Origin of the sequence: Coleofasciculus sp. F4-SAH-05, from assembly GCF_040222985.1 — a bacterium.
Lineage (GTDB): Bacteria > Cyanobacteriota > Cyanobacteriia > Cyanobacteriales > Coleofasciculaceae > Coleofasciculus > Coleofasciculus chthonoplastes.
In genome coordinates this window covers 22,192-34,980 of sequence record NZ_JAVKBY010000238.1, presented here as the reverse complement: position 1 = coordinate 34,980, position 12,789 = coordinate 22,192, and the positions used below count along the sequence as shown (strand labels likewise).

The 12,789-nt window shown below is 44.4% G+C and carries 12 protein-coding genes; 8 read left to right on the top strand and 4 right to left on the bottom strand.

The genetic code is table 11. The features are described 5' to 3' along the window. The first annotated feature begins 182 nt into the window (after positions 1–182). On the top strand, positions 183–896 hold the full coding sequence (locus RIG27_RS29210; RefSeq protein ID WP_446350625.1) for a GIY-YIG nuclease family protein: 714 nt from the start codon (positions 183–185) through the stop codon (positions 894–896). Between the two features lie 252 nt (positions 897–1,148). Continuing rightward, the gene (locus RIG27_RS29205) at positions 1,149–1,745 is read left to right on the top strand and encodes a Uma2 family endonuclease (RefSeq protein WP_446350624.1); all 597 of its coding nucleotides are present in this window, start codon (positions 1,149–1,151) and stop codon (positions 1,743–1,745) included. A gap of 35 nt (positions 1,746–1,780) precedes the next feature. Here RIG27_RS29205 and RIG27_RS29200 read toward each other — a convergent pair whose 3' ends face one another. Next, entirely contained in the window at positions 1,781–1,930 is a 150-nt protein-coding gene (locus RIG27_RS29200) for a hypothetical protein (protein WP_446350623.1), read from the bottom strand. 296 nt (positions 1,931–2,226) lie between these two features. Between RIG27_RS29200 and RIG27_RS29195 the strand changes: the two genes are divergently transcribed. Then, positions 2,227–2,460, top strand: coding sequence for a hypothetical protein (locus RIG27_RS29195; RefSeq protein ID WP_446350627.1), 234 nt, complete (start codon positions 2,227–2,229; stop codon positions 2,458–2,460). Here the strand turns inward: RIG27_RS29195 and RIG27_RS29190 are convergent. Beyond that, on the bottom strand, positions 2,452–2,583 hold the full coding sequence (locus RIG27_RS29190; RefSeq protein WP_446350622.1) for a hypothetical protein: 132 nt from the start codon (positions 2,581–2,583) through the stop codon (positions 2,452–2,454). The two genes, RIG27_RS29195 and RIG27_RS29190, sit on opposite strands and share 9 nt — an antisense overlap. Before the next feature lie 522 nt (positions 2,584–3,105). On the opposite strand from RIG27_RS29190, the gene RIG27_RS29185 reads away from it, so the two are divergent. Genes RIG27_RS29185 through RIG27_RS29175 form a run of 3 tightly spaced genes read left to right on the top strand, consistent with a single transcriptional unit; the run spans position 3,106 to position 5,362 of the window. Then, positions 3,106–3,726 carry a FeoB small GTPase domain-containing protein gene (locus RIG27_RS29185; protein WP_446350621.1) on the top strand — a complete coding sequence of 207 codons (621 nt, stop codon included), beginning with the start codon at positions 3,106–3,108 and terminating at the stop codon, positions 3,724–3,726. Then, positions 3,692–5,143 (top strand): nucleoside recognition domain-containing protein, encoded by a 1,452-nt coding sequence (locus RIG27_RS29180; protein ID WP_446350620.1) that lies wholly within the window; start codon positions 3,692–3,694, stop codon positions 5,141–5,143. Before RIG27_RS29185 ends, RIG27_RS29180 begins: the two co-directional genes overlap by 35 nt. Beyond that, on the top strand, positions 5,144–5,362 hold the full coding sequence (locus tag RIG27_RS29175; RefSeq protein ID WP_446350619.1) for a FeoA family protein: 219 nt from the start codon (positions 5,144–5,146) through the stop codon (positions 5,360–5,362). A gap of 915 nt (positions 5,363–6,277) precedes the next feature. Here the strand turns inward: RIG27_RS29175 and RIG27_RS29170 are convergent. Beyond that, positions 6,278–7,921, bottom strand: a complete 1,644-nt coding sequence (locus tag RIG27_RS29170; RefSeq protein WP_446350618.1) for a macro domain-containing protein — start codon at positions 7,919–7,921, stop codon at positions 6,278–6,280. Next, entirely contained in the window at positions 7,896–10,127 is a 2,232-nt protein-coding gene (locus RIG27_RS29165; RefSeq protein WP_446350617.1) for an AAA-like domain-containing protein, read from the bottom strand. Before RIG27_RS29165 ends, RIG27_RS29170 begins: the two co-directional genes overlap by 26 nt. 766 nt (positions 10,128–10,893) lie before the next feature. Here RIG27_RS29165 and RIG27_RS29160 point away from each other — a divergent pair. Both RIG27_RS29160 and RIG27_RS29155 read left to right on the top strand, forming a co-directional pair. Continuing rightward, positions 10,894–11,097, top strand: a complete 204-nt coding sequence (locus RIG27_RS29160; protein WP_446350616.1) for a hypothetical protein — start codon at positions 10,894–10,896, stop codon at positions 11,095–11,097. Between the two features lie 113 nt (positions 11,098–11,210). Beyond that, entirely contained in the window at positions 11,211–12,788 is a 1,578-nt protein-coding gene (locus RIG27_RS29155; protein WP_446350615.1) for a 4Fe-4S binding protein, read from the top strand. Position 12,789 lies beyond the last annotated feature (1 nt).

Below are 12,789 nucleotides of genomic sequence, written 5' to 3'. Positions count from 1 at the left end.
ATATGAAGGGCAAAAGGATAAGCTGAAATCTGTCCCCAACTGGCAAGAACGGATAAGGCAATTTGTAGATGAACTGATATCTGAGCAAAATGCATAGACTTGCTCAGATATGCATAGATATTAGGTTGCAGCTACTAGCCCCCTGTCAGGACTTTAAACAGTTCAAACCCATCTTTAAAAAAGTGCAACAGGACTTAGAAACTGGGGCTAGAGAAACCCTGAAATATCGGGATGATGCCACGGTCAATCAGGGGGATTTCTTTATTCTGGATGGGCAAAAGTTGATCGTTGCCGATCTAGGTGAACCGTTTATCAGCGATTATGGTAAGCCAGACCGCAGGTTAAGAGTCATTTACGACAATGGGACAGAGAGTAATTTATTGCTGCGATCGCTCCAACGGGCATTAAATAAAGACAAAACCAGTCGTCGCATCACCAACCCTGATTTTAGTTCCCTGCCCCTGTTTGCCCAAACCGAAGCCGAAGACGATATCACAACGGGCTACATCTATGTGCTGAGAAGCAAATCCGACGATCCCTTCATTGTTCAGAATTATGAGTTAGTCCACAAAATTGGTGTCACGGTCGGTGATGTCAAAAAACGAATTGCCAACGCGAAAAAAGACCCAACCTACCTACTCGCAGAGGTGGAAATCGTCGCTACCTTCAAACTGGCTAATATCAACCCGAAGAAACTGGAAGCACTCCTGCACAAGTTTTTCGATAATGTTCGTTTAGATGTGGAATTGCGCGATCGCTTTGGCATTCCCGTACAGCCGAGAGAGTGGTTTCTCGTGCCATTAGAAGCGATTGAAGAAGTCATTGCCAAAATCAAGGCAGGAACAATCGATCAATTTCGCTACGATCCAGAAACCGCAAGTCTCACGCGATCGTAATACCATCCAAAGAGAACAGCTTCACGAAGACGGTTTAATCTAAACCGCGACTCTCCTTACATAATCTTTATATAATTTTGGATTTTCATGAAACCGCTTTATATTGAAGCAGTGGGGCAGCAGATTGAGAGTATAGAACAATTCAAAAAAGGCTTGCTGCAAAAAATGTTTGTTTAGCTTGTTAAAATCAAACCAAATAACCCAGAACTAAACTACCCCCAAGCAGCGACAAACTTAGGAGGTCACGAAACCATGATTGCAGCCCCAGAAAAATTCCCCACCCTAACCCCTGAAGAATACTTCACTTGGGAAGAACAGCAACTAGAAAAACACGAGCTGATCGACGGTCAAGTTTATGCCATGAGTGGCGGTAGTGTTAATCATGGTCGCCTTGCCATTAGACTTACAGCCATGTTTGATAATCACCTAGAAAATAGCAGTTGCATCACGGGCAATTCTGACATCAAAATTAATATTCTTGAGACTAATAACTACACCTACCCCGATGCCAGCGTCACTTGCGACGATCGCGACAAAACCACAACCCAATACATTACCTATCCCTGCTTAGTCGTTGAAGTTCTTTCCCCCAGCACCGAAGCCTATGACAGAGGCAGCAAATTTAGAATGTATCGCCATAATCCAGCCCTACAAGACTATTTGTTAGTCAGTTCCACCCGCATGGAAATCGATCTGTATCACAAAAAAAATACAGGCGAATGGCTGATCATTAACTACCAAGCAGGCGACACCATCGAACTCAAAAGCATCAATCTAAATTTTCCCATTGAGCAAATCTATCGCAACCTCGACCTCAACCCAGAAACTGAATCAACTCAATTACTCTAAACTCTATTCCCTGATACGAATGTACTTATATAATTCTATAAAGGCAATCCCGCGATCGTCCCAATTTGTCGAAGATGATTCGAGCGAAAGTCTTTCCCGCCATCGGTGTAGAAGTATTCGGGCTTCTCATAAGTTCCCCACTCGCACTGCAAACTAAACTCAGGCGGATATCGCTTCGGTAGCATCGCATGACGAAATCATTACCAGTCCGAGTCTTCACCGACAACCGATCGCCCAGCCAATCGACATAGCTGGTCAGTTTTACAAAGTAATTTTTCAGTTTGTTAAGGCTTTGGTAACTCTTGTATCATCCTCACTACAATCGTGAGTTGAGTGGTTCGAGATGAGTTATGGTAAAAAAAACCAAGCAATCCTTAAGTAATTCTTAAAGGAGTCGTGTTCTTTGCCAGATCGCGACACGGCGCTGGAAAACCAGCTTTATTTCTCGGCTGCTGCCACTTTACCTAAGGAAGGAGATTGTATGACTCCCACAATGCTGCGTCAGTTGTGGTCTTTAATTGAAATGACTCAATCTAATCTGCTACTGAAACTTGACGATGCTAGTCTCGTTCAGTGGATACTCAAGCAATTCAAACAAGAGCGAGGTCTGAACTCAGAGGAAATGCATATTTTGAATGACTATCTCTATAATCGCTTGTCTCTGATCCGAGATCTGGCAGAACAACGGTATACCACAAGTCACTCGTCATCCTAGGGCAATTTGGCTGTAAATAAGCTGTTCGGCATTTAGATTGGGATACCTCAATCGCTCAAAGGCAACAGGCAACACCTCGACTTCGCTCGGTGTGTCACAGGCAACAGGCAACAGGGAATACACAATTTAAATGCGTTTTAGCTTACCCATCAGTTCATAAAAGAGGAGGTGATGAGGTGAAGGGGTGACGAGTATACAGAAGATTGAGGTGGGCAATAACACTCTCTTGATCACCTGAGCATTTCCTTCTTTGATCACTCTTGCCCACCCGACTTCAACTTGAATTGACTTATTCTCAACATTTATTAAAAAATATTTCGGTAAATTACTATATATTTCGTGCCTAGCCAACGCCCCATTGCCGCTAATCCCTGGGAATGGTATAGGGAATCTGTTTCAGCGTTTATCCATCTTGTCAGATTAAGACTTGGGGTTTACACTTTGATCAGGACAGGGAAGAAGGCTTCGTAGTCAACCTTCGGTTAATGGATCTCAGCTAAGAGAGGTTCCTCTTCCCCCCCAAATATTAAGCTTTTTTAAAAGGTAGACCTGATACAGAAACCTAGGTGATTATTGACTACACTTAATGAGAATTACTTTTAACAAGTTGTAGAATTCGTTTCCCATCATCGGAGTCAAGAAGATATGGAATGTCACAAATGTCAAAATACTTGCCACCACAAGCCCAGTAGAGGGAGTGGCTGGAAATGGTGGGGAAAACCGCCGCAACCATCACCTCTGAAAACTGAACCCATTCCCCAAGTGGCTTTGGTGGGAACGCCCAATGTGGGTAAAAGTGTTCTGTTTAATGCCCTGACGGGTACGTATGTCACCGTCTCCAACTATCCCGGTACAACAGTGGAAGTCTCCAGGGGTCAGATGACGGTTGGGGATCGCCCGTTTGCGGTGGTGGATACGCCGGGAATGTATTCCCTACTCCCGATTACCGAAGAGGAAAAAGTATCGCGGGATTTATTACTCAGCGAACCTGTAGACTTGGTGATTCACGTCGTCGATGCCAAAAACTTAGGGCGAATGCTTCCCCTGACGTTTCAGCTTATTGAAGCGGGTTTGCCGGTGCTGTTAGGTGTCAACATGATCGATGAAGCCCAAAAACTGGGGATTGAGATTCACCGGGATCATCTGGAAATGGAATTAGGGATTCCGGTTGTCACTATGGCAGCTGCACTGAATGTTGGTTTACGAGATTTGAAATATAAGGTGGGTGATTATGTTAAGTCAGGTTGCTTATCCGGAACCTATTGAGGGGGCGATCGCGAAACTGGAGTCGTTGTTATCACGATTGTCGCTATCCCAGGATTATCCCCTGTCTCGGCGCAGTATTGCCTTACTCCTGTTGCAAAAAGATCCGGCACTTTGGCAACAACTTCAGATTCAGGATACAGAAGCCGAAATCAAAGCCGCGATCGCAGATGCTGAGAGTCAGTTGGATGAACCGCTAATCGCAGTTATTGCTAAGGCGCGTCAGCAACGGGCGTGGGCGATCGAACAAATTGTCCTCAGCGAATCCAGTCAAGGCAAAACCCCATTAACGGAACGACTGCACCAACTCACGGTGAATCCGTGGACAGGATTTCCGATTTTGCTGGCGATTCTCTATTACGGGGTTTACAAATTTGTCGGCGAATTCGGGGCGGGGACGATGGTGGATACCATTGAAACCTTTTTTGAAACATATATTAATCCCGTTGTCAACCAAACGGTAACGGTAATTTTGCCCTGGCAACCCTTACAGGATTTAATCGCCAACGACTACGGGATTATTACCCTAGGGATTCGCTATGCAGTGGCGATTGTCTTACCCGTGGTTGCTACATTCTTTTTCATGTTTTCCTTCCTGGAAGACAGTGGCTATCTGCCGCGATTATCCCTGATGCTGGATAACCTGTTCAAAGCGATCGGGTTATCGGGGCGGGCGGTGATTCCGATTGTGTTGGGATTAGGGTGTGACACCATGGCAACCTTAGTTACCCGAACCCTGGAAACGACACGGGAACGACTGATTGCCACGTTTTTACTCTCCTTAGCCATTCCCTGTGCCGCACAGTGGGGGGTGATTGTGGGATTGTTAGCCCAAAAACCCGCCGCGTTGTTGATTTGGGGTGGAGTTATTGGGGCAATTTTTATGATTACGGGCTATCTAAGCGCCCGAATGCTGCCGGGAAACCCAGCTAGTTTTTACATGGAAATTCCCCCCTTGCGCTTTCCCAAACTGCAAAACATTCTGGTGAAAACCTATCTCAGAATGAAGTGGTATTTTATGGAAATTCTGCCCCTATTTATTTGGGCATCGGTGATTATTTGGTTTGGGCGTTTGACGGGGTTGTTTGGCTGGATTATCCAGGGGATTGAGCCGATTGCCTTAGGATTAGGATTGCCCAGAGAAGCTGCACCCATCTTTTTATATGGCTTCTTCCGGCGGGATTACGGCGCAGCTGGGTTGTTTGATATGCAACAAGAGGGAATTTTTACAGGGAATCAGTTGGTGGTGACGGCGATTGTGTTGACCCTGTTTCTGCCTTGTATTGCCCAACTGCAAGTGATGTTGAAAGAGCGCGGGGCGAAAGTAACTTGGGCGATTGTGGCGTTTATTTTTCCCTTTGCCTTTTTTGTGGGATATTTGGTCAATAGTTTGTTAACTGGATTAGGAGTAACGATTTAAATGATTGCACTAGCATCGGTTAAACGGGGAAATAGCGGCACCGTTGCTGCTTTGAAGACGAAGGATGAGATGACGTTGCAGAAGTTGATGGCGATGGGGATTAGTCCCGGAATGCCGATTCTGTTGGAGCAGCGGTTTCCTTCTTATATTATTAAGGTGGGCAGAACTCGGGCGGCGTTGGATCGGGAAATGGCAAAGATTATTTATTTGCAGCGATAAGGGGGTAAAGGTTATCTGGTTTAGGGTGATTTTGGGGATAGTTGATTAACGAGGAGAGGGTGTGGTATTCCCGTGTCTCTACCCTAGACAAACCCCTCCCTAACCCTCCCCTGCAAGGGGAGGGAACTCTATTGATTTAGAGGGGGTTGTGGGGATGCGATCGCGAATTATTTACCTAGTTGAGAATGGGCAGTTAAAGGGATTTCTGTGGGATGGGATTAGGAGCTATATTGATGATGAGAGGGCATGGCAGTGCCATGCCCCTACCGTAATTCAAGAGATGGTTGATGGGGGTAGGGGCACGATACTATCGTGTCCTTATGGTTGTGATGTCAACCGCCCAGTTAACGGCAAGAGATTGGTTGAAAATGCAAGCATCTGTGTCTGTTCAGGTTTGGAAGGCTGGGGAATGGGGCGCAAATTCATACAGGGCTTGGGTTTGCGCCTAGTTCAAGGAGGAGGGAGATGCTTGCAAAATGCTGGAATTCCTTGTATAGTAAGGGCTGTAGCGTTTTGGATTTTGGGAAATTTGCCCCGATTTGACCCGATTTTGGCGTGAGGAGAGTTTGATTTTGGAGATGCTTGCAAAATCGATTGGCAGCCATTATGATTTAAGGGTTCGCGCGATCGCGGTGCGATTACCTTTGATGCCGTTAGGCGTTGAAAAAATGTTCTTCATGGAGAACCATCACCTCTGAAATAACTCTGCGTACCTCTGCGATAACCTCTGCGTACCTCTGCGTTGAAAAAAACTGAAAACACCACCGACTTAACTTAAAAACGTCCCTAAAATAAATGCTTCCAGATGACAGATGAGGGCGAGTCGATCAAATTAATCGGCTTCCCCATTTAAGCTAATTCAGCGACTCGCCCCTACACCCTAAACCCTACACCCTAAACCCTAAACCCTACACCCTACAAGGTATAATTTTTCGAGCATTTTTTCAAGAACTGCTTAATATTAAACACCTCCGCCTCTTCTAGCTCATAAACAGCCACTACAACTTCACTGATACTCTGATTCCTTGTCGATAAGTCTTGAATAATTTGTTCTAAAATAGCGTCCCAAGCCACCTGTTTTGAACAACTCCCCGCTCCCGTACCTAATAAAGGGAAAACAATACTCTTAAACCCATATTGATTCGCTTGGTTCAGACAAGTATGCACCACTTGTCGCAAAATCTTACTAGAAGGTAATAGTCCCTTATACCAATCGATAACAGCAGCGTGAAATATTTTTTTTGCCTGAAGCTTCCCGGCTGTCGTGATCGCAATAGTCCCGAACGCACAAGGACTTAATTTTTGGGCTTCATGGTAAATTTCATTGCCACCTACCTGACTAATGCGCCAAGATAAAGATCCGTTCATCTTCAAGTTAGTATCATCAGAACTAACCATCACATCAGTGACAAGATTCGTCATATCTCCGTGATAGACTCGCACGAATGTATGATCAACAGTAAACTCAGCCAAAAATTCGGCTTGTGGACTCTCAGAAATTTGAGTAACTAACCGTTGTGGCGTTTTTTCCGTTTGATTCAATTCGACTGCACTTGACTCAACTCGGTTTTGACAGGCTTCTAGCTGTCTAAGGGCGTCAGGATAAGTAACCCAGTAATCCTCAAGCCAATCACACCCTCTGGCTAACAATTCCTCTAATCCTTCCACTCGCCATAACTGAACTGTATCATCATCGCCAGCCGTGGCAATGAGTTTTCCACTCCCACAAAAACTTACTGTTCTAATATTACCATGATGACTATTAAATTCAGCTATCAGTTGTCCGGAAATTGTCCAAAGTTTAATAATATCCTCTAGTCCGACTGTGGCAATAATTTGTCCGTCAGGACTACAACTGATACTGGTAACTTCTCCCTGATGCGCCTTCCATTCTCCTAACTGACGTCCCGATAAATCCCACAAACAAACAGTACCATCGACTCCGGCTGTGACAATTAGTTGACCATCGGGGTGAAAGCTAATACTCTTAATTTTACCGTGATTCGTATTCCATTGATTTAGCACATTTCCACTCACATTCCAAATACAAACCACCCCATCTGTTGCAGCAGTCGCGATGCGTTGTGTCTCAACGTTTTGCCAATTATGACTGCAACTTACAGCATTAACCCAGGCTGAATACTGCAACTCATACCAGAAAGTCGTTTTATAATCATAGTAATCCAGTTCTGCACCCGCTAGATTTTTAATTTCCCACCGCCGGGTATTACTATTGGATAAAGCAAGAATAGATTTTTGTTCAGCGTTCGATAGTTGCCATGTCACTCGCCACAATCGTACCTTACCATCCGCTCCTGCTGTGACCATATAATGCATTTCTGGGCTAAAACTGGCATTTATTATCCAACCTTGAGGATCATCTAACTGAGCTAACTGCTTCCCTTTAAGGTTCCAAAGACGAATTTTACAGTCAGATCCCACCGTAAAAATATACTTCTGGTTGGGGGTAAAACGGACAAGATAGACTGTCCCGTGTCCCGTATTCCATCCAGTTGGATGCTTTGCAGATAAATCAATCCCAGAAGCGCAGATTACCATCTGCACCAGCCGTTGCTAAACGCTGACTATCTGGACTAAAATTTAAACCTAAAACTGCACCCACATTCTCATTTAATTGAGCCAGTAATTGTCCAGATAAATTCCACACTCTAGCGATTCCACCGGACACCGTAGCCAAACGTTGACCATCTGGGCTAAAACAAATACTTCTGACTGATTTTTGATGGCGATTGAGGAGAGTTATCTGCTGTCCATCATTTTGATTACGAGTGAGAAAAGTTATCTGTTTTTTCGACAAATCCCAGAGTTGTACAGTACCATCATGATGTGCCGTAGCCATCAACTTTCCATCACGACTAAAATTTAGATTTAAAATTGGACGATTCGGACTTTTAACATAATTAATTAACTCTCCTGACCGATTCCAGAATATGACCACCCCATCCCATTTTGAGGTTCCAGCGGTGGCAATATACTGTCCATTCGCACTAAACTGTGCCGCCCAAATTGTCCCCCATTGACGTTTTAACTGAGCCAGTTGTTCCCCAGATAAGTTCCAAAGTTTTGCTGTACCATCTCGTCCAACGGTGAGAATTTGCGAGTCATCCGGACTGATACTCACTGTTGAAATAGAGCCTTGATGACCTGAAACTTGGGTAATTTGTTTGCCGGAAATGTGCAAAACTTTCGCTACCCCATCGCGTCCGGCTGTAGCGATAAACTGACCATTGTGGCTAAAACTAATGTCATAAATAATACCCTGATGTTCTTGCCATTCTCTCAACAGTTGCCCGAATCGATTCCAGAGTTTAACTGTACCATCTCCTCCCGCCGTAACGACGCATTCACCATCGGGGCTAAAACATACATCTTGCACCATACCCTGACCCGTGCTAAATCGGTTTCGTTCGTAGATATTTTGTAAAATTTTTTGTAAGGCAAATAGGGGACTAAGGTTGGGAAAGTCAGATAATAACCGAGGATTTTGGATTTTGGATTTTAAAGTATACCCCGATTGAAGAGCTAAACTTAATGCCTCAATTTGTTTATATTGAAACTGCTGTATAGCATCTTTAGCCATCTGCTCAACTTGCTCAATTTCTGCCACATAATTTGGCAGTGTTGCTGGTGTTGTCTCTGGTACTATACCCGCTTCTGTCAACAGTTCATCCAGCCAATTTAGATTAAAAACTGCCTGATAAATTCGGTTAGTGATTCTTAACTTTCCCTGCTGCTTTACCACTAACCCAGACAGCCGTAATTCCATCTGTTCTGGGGTGTCCTTGGCTTTCACTTCTCCTTGGTGTAAAATCTGTTGATACAGCAGGAGTAAGGGTTTCCGGCGCTGACTCCACTTCATGCGATCGCGTATTGTTCTTAAATGTTCCGGTTCATCACAGGCTTCCCAGTTTTCGATGATATTTTCCCGGACTAACGCCTCAATCCCGTTCGCAGATTTAAAAGTATCAGAGTCTGACTCTTGTACAATTAGTTTACAAAGCTTTTGGGTCAAAAATGGCTGACCCCCTGTCCACTCCAATACCTCAGCAATTACCTGGCTAGGATGGCTGACAATTGGCTCTAATCCTTGCACCAATGGGTCAACTTCATCCAAATGAAACCCGGTTAATTCGATAGCTGTGCCAATATTAAAGGGCGTACTTAGCGTTCGGTCAGCGATTAAATCCGATGGGGTAGCCACTCCCAACAGACAAAAGGTGAGGCGTTGATAATCTGGGTTATCCACGCGCTGATTATAGCAAGCCCGGATCAAGGCAAAAAAGTCATCCCGAAAGGGGATTTTTATGATACTATCGATTTCATCGATAAAAATAACGATGTTTTGGGATAACTCAATTAGCAGGACATCATCAATAAATTCACTCAACCGTTGTACTGGAGATAACACAGAGCGATCGCGCCACCAGTTGCTAAAGTTAATTTTCCGAGAAAGTCGAAACCCGCGCAATAACTCAGACACCAATCCGCCATACCATTCTTCTGGTGTCACATGGCTACAAATGCGAGTCATATCAATCGCGGCACATTTAACCCCTTGGACTTTTAGCTTCTTTGTCATCTGCACCCGCAAGCTAGATTTGCCTATCTGTCGGGAGTTGAGAACGTAACAGAATTCCCCATTCATTAATCCCTGATACAGTTGAGCATCCGCCTGTCGCACCACATACGTTGGATGCTGATACTCTAAACTTCCGCCGACTTTGTAATAGTTACTATCTAGCATAGAGTCATTTTAGAGCAGTTAGGATTGATAGTAAATTGCTATAGCGTCAGTTAGTGTAATTCCAGTTACAGCACTTTCTCACACTCTGTCGTATAATGTAACGATTTTTATTTGATAAAAATGGTGTCCCAAAATTGTTGCGGTTTTTGGGCGCTGTTAAGTCGGTGGACACAATTAAAGTGAACGGTTGAGATTAGGCAACAAGCAACACCTGAACCCTTCGACAGGAATTCGGACGTTCGGCGAACGTCTAAGTCGAACGCTCAGGACATTGCTTACCTCGAATTTCCTCAATTCCACTGAGTTAGAGAAATCCTCAATTTTCCTCAACTACTTGCTCGAATCAGGAAACATACTGGAACTGAAAAGCCATCCTACCAACAATCGGGTTCTACTCAACTGAGGCATTTTAGCTGTTTCACAGATGTGTACAACCCGTGAGTCTGTGAATCTTGCTACACAGAACCTTGATGTGTAGAGGTTGACTGCTTCAATGATTCGTTAATAGAGTCCACTTTCACATTTGTAAATAAATGTTACAAATGTGACCATTCTGCGTAAAAGGAAGGACTGAAATATGAGTAGTCTATAGAATCTCCAAATCACCAATGATCTAAATGTGCATAAGTTATCAGCCTTGAGCAATATAGCTGATTAAGCAGCGATAAAGCCGCACTAGAGCAGCACTATAGCCGCAAACAAAAAAAACGGGAGCCAAATCTGACCTTGACTCCCAACCATCGTTTAATGTCAACTTCTGATTGTAATGGCAAACGCACATAACCCAAACCCTTTTGTTGAAATAATTCTCAATCCCGCCACTCAACGAGTTACAGAAAATGCTCCCTTACCCACCCTTTCGGTTCAGTGTTTTGGGCAAGCAAGCTGTGAACACCATGTCAGTGATACCTACGATTGTCTCACACAGTTACAACATCATGCCTACCTCATCTTTGATGCTTGGGCGTAATTGTTTTCAGATGATTCTTCAACTTGATTGAAGGGAAAGATTTATTTCACCTTAATCCTCGTATCGACACAGGAGGCAATAACAAAGTGCTGAGTAAGATTTCTGAAAAAAAGATGCACTCTGTCCGAGTCTTGTTGACTCTGGGTTGGTTGGTCTTAATTTTCTCTCTCTTTTATGACCCGATTTCCCATCATTTAACTGATCCGAACACCCTCCTGAGTCCTTTTCGCGATACCCATACTTGTGTATTAGTGCAAGGAAAATGCCTGGAACAAGCCGCCTATCCCATGGGAACCCGCATTTTTTGGGGCATGATTGTTCCCAGTGCGATTATGATTCTCTTGGTGTTCGGTCATGACACCTGGCGGCGGATTTGTCCACTCTACTTTCTGTCCCAAATTCCCAGGGCATTGGGCTTAAATCCTCGACTGAATATTCGCAAAAATCGCTGGCTGGCACAAAAACACCTCTATCTACAATTTGCGCTTCTGTTTATTGGTTTGAACTGCCGCATTCTGTTTATTAACTCCGTTCGCACGGTTTTAGGGCTGTTTTTGCTTCTCACTATTCTCTCAGCAATTACGGTAGTTTTCCTGTACGGAGGACGGAGTTGGTGTCATTATGTCTGTCCCTTTGGCATCGTGCAAACTGTTTTCACCGGTCCACGGGGATTATTAAGCTCCCCAGTGCATACAGCAGGACGTCAGAGTATTCCCCAATCCGAGTGCCGCACATTTGACAAGACAAAAGGCAAAGAAAAAAGTGCCTGTATCGCCTGCAAGTCTGCTTGTATGGATAAAGATGCCGAAAAATCCTACTGGCACTATCTCAGCCATCCGGGACGGAAACTGGTGCAATACGGGTATTTGGGTTTAGTGATTGGCTACTTCATTTATTACGGATTGTATGCTGGGAATTTTGACTATTACTTTTCCGGAGATTGGGCGCATGAATCGAATCAGTTAGCCACACTTTGGCAACCTGGTTTTTATCTGTTCAATCAGCAAATTCCGATTCCCAAACTCGTGGCTTGTCCGTTAACCCTGGGGGTTTGTGTGGTAATGAGTTGTCTGATTTGTACGAAATTAGAAAAAGCATACCGGGCTTTTCTCAGACGGCATAACCCCAGTATCAGCCGGGAACAGGTTCTGCACCGCGTCTTTTCGATTTGCACCTTTTTGGCGTTCAACATTTTCTTTATCTATGGCGGACGTCCAGAAATTCTCCGCTTACCGCTCTCGGTGCAATTTCTATTCGATGCGTTTGTGGTTATGGTGAGTAGTCTTTGGCTTTATCGCACTTGGAATCGCAGCGCCGAGCAGTATAATCGGGAAAATCTCACCCAGAGTTTCCGGCGTCAACTGCAAAAGCTGCCAGTGGATTTTTCTCAGGTTTTAGAGGGGCGTTCTTTGGAGAAATTGAAAGCTGATGAACTCTATGTTCTGGCGAAAGTCCTACCAAACTTTAGCCAACAGTACCATTTCTCCCTTTACAAAGGAGTCTTGCAGGATGGATTAGAAGAGGGGCGTTTTCAGTCGTCCCAAAGTCTAGAACCACTTCAAGCTATTCGCCATCAACTGGGATTAAGCGATGAGGATCATTATACGGTTTTGACTGAGCTAGGTGGTGAGCATTCCCATCTGTTATATCCTCATCAAAAAACAGAATTTGTTGCCATACAGCAAAGTTGAG

Coding starts and splice junctions, on each gene's coding strand:
- RIG27_RS29195 (WP_446350627.1), top strand. CDS start 2,227: ATGACTCCCACAATGCTGCGTCAGTTGTGGTCTTTAATTGAAATGACT.
- RIG27_RS29175 (WP_446350619.1), top strand. CDS start 5,144: ATGATTGCACTAGCATCGGTTAAACGGGGAAATAGCGGCACCGTTGCT.
- RIG27_RS29165 (WP_446350617.1), bottom strand. CDS start 10,127: ATGCTAGATAGTAACTATTACAAAGTCGGCGGAAGTTTAGAGTATCAG.
- RIG27_RS29160 (WP_446350616.1), top strand. CDS start 10,894: ATGGCAAACGCACATAACCCAAACCCTTTTGTTGAAATAATTCTCAAT.
- RIG27_RS29170 (WP_446350618.1), bottom strand. CDS start 7,921: ATGGTAATCTGCGCTTCTGGGATTGATTTATCTGCAAAGCATCCAACT.
- RIG27_RS29155 (WP_446350615.1), top strand. CDS start 11,211: ATGCACTCTGTCCGAGTCTTGTTGACTCTGGGTTGGTTGGTCTTAATT.
- RIG27_RS29185 (WP_446350621.1), top strand. CDS start 3,106: ATGGAATGTCACAAATGTCAAAATACTTGCCACCACAAGCCCAGTAGA.
- RIG27_RS29180 (WP_446350620.1), top strand. CDS start 3,692: ATGTTAAGTCAGGTTGCTTATCCGGAACCTATTGAGGGGGCGATCGCG.
- RIG27_RS29200 (WP_446350623.1), bottom strand. CDS start 1,930: ATGCTACCGAAGCGATATCCGCCTGAGTTTAGTTTGCAGTGCGAGTGG.
- RIG27_RS29205 (WP_446350624.1), top strand. CDS start 1,149: ATGATTGCAGCCCCAGAAAAATTCCCCACCCTAACCCCTGAAGAATAC.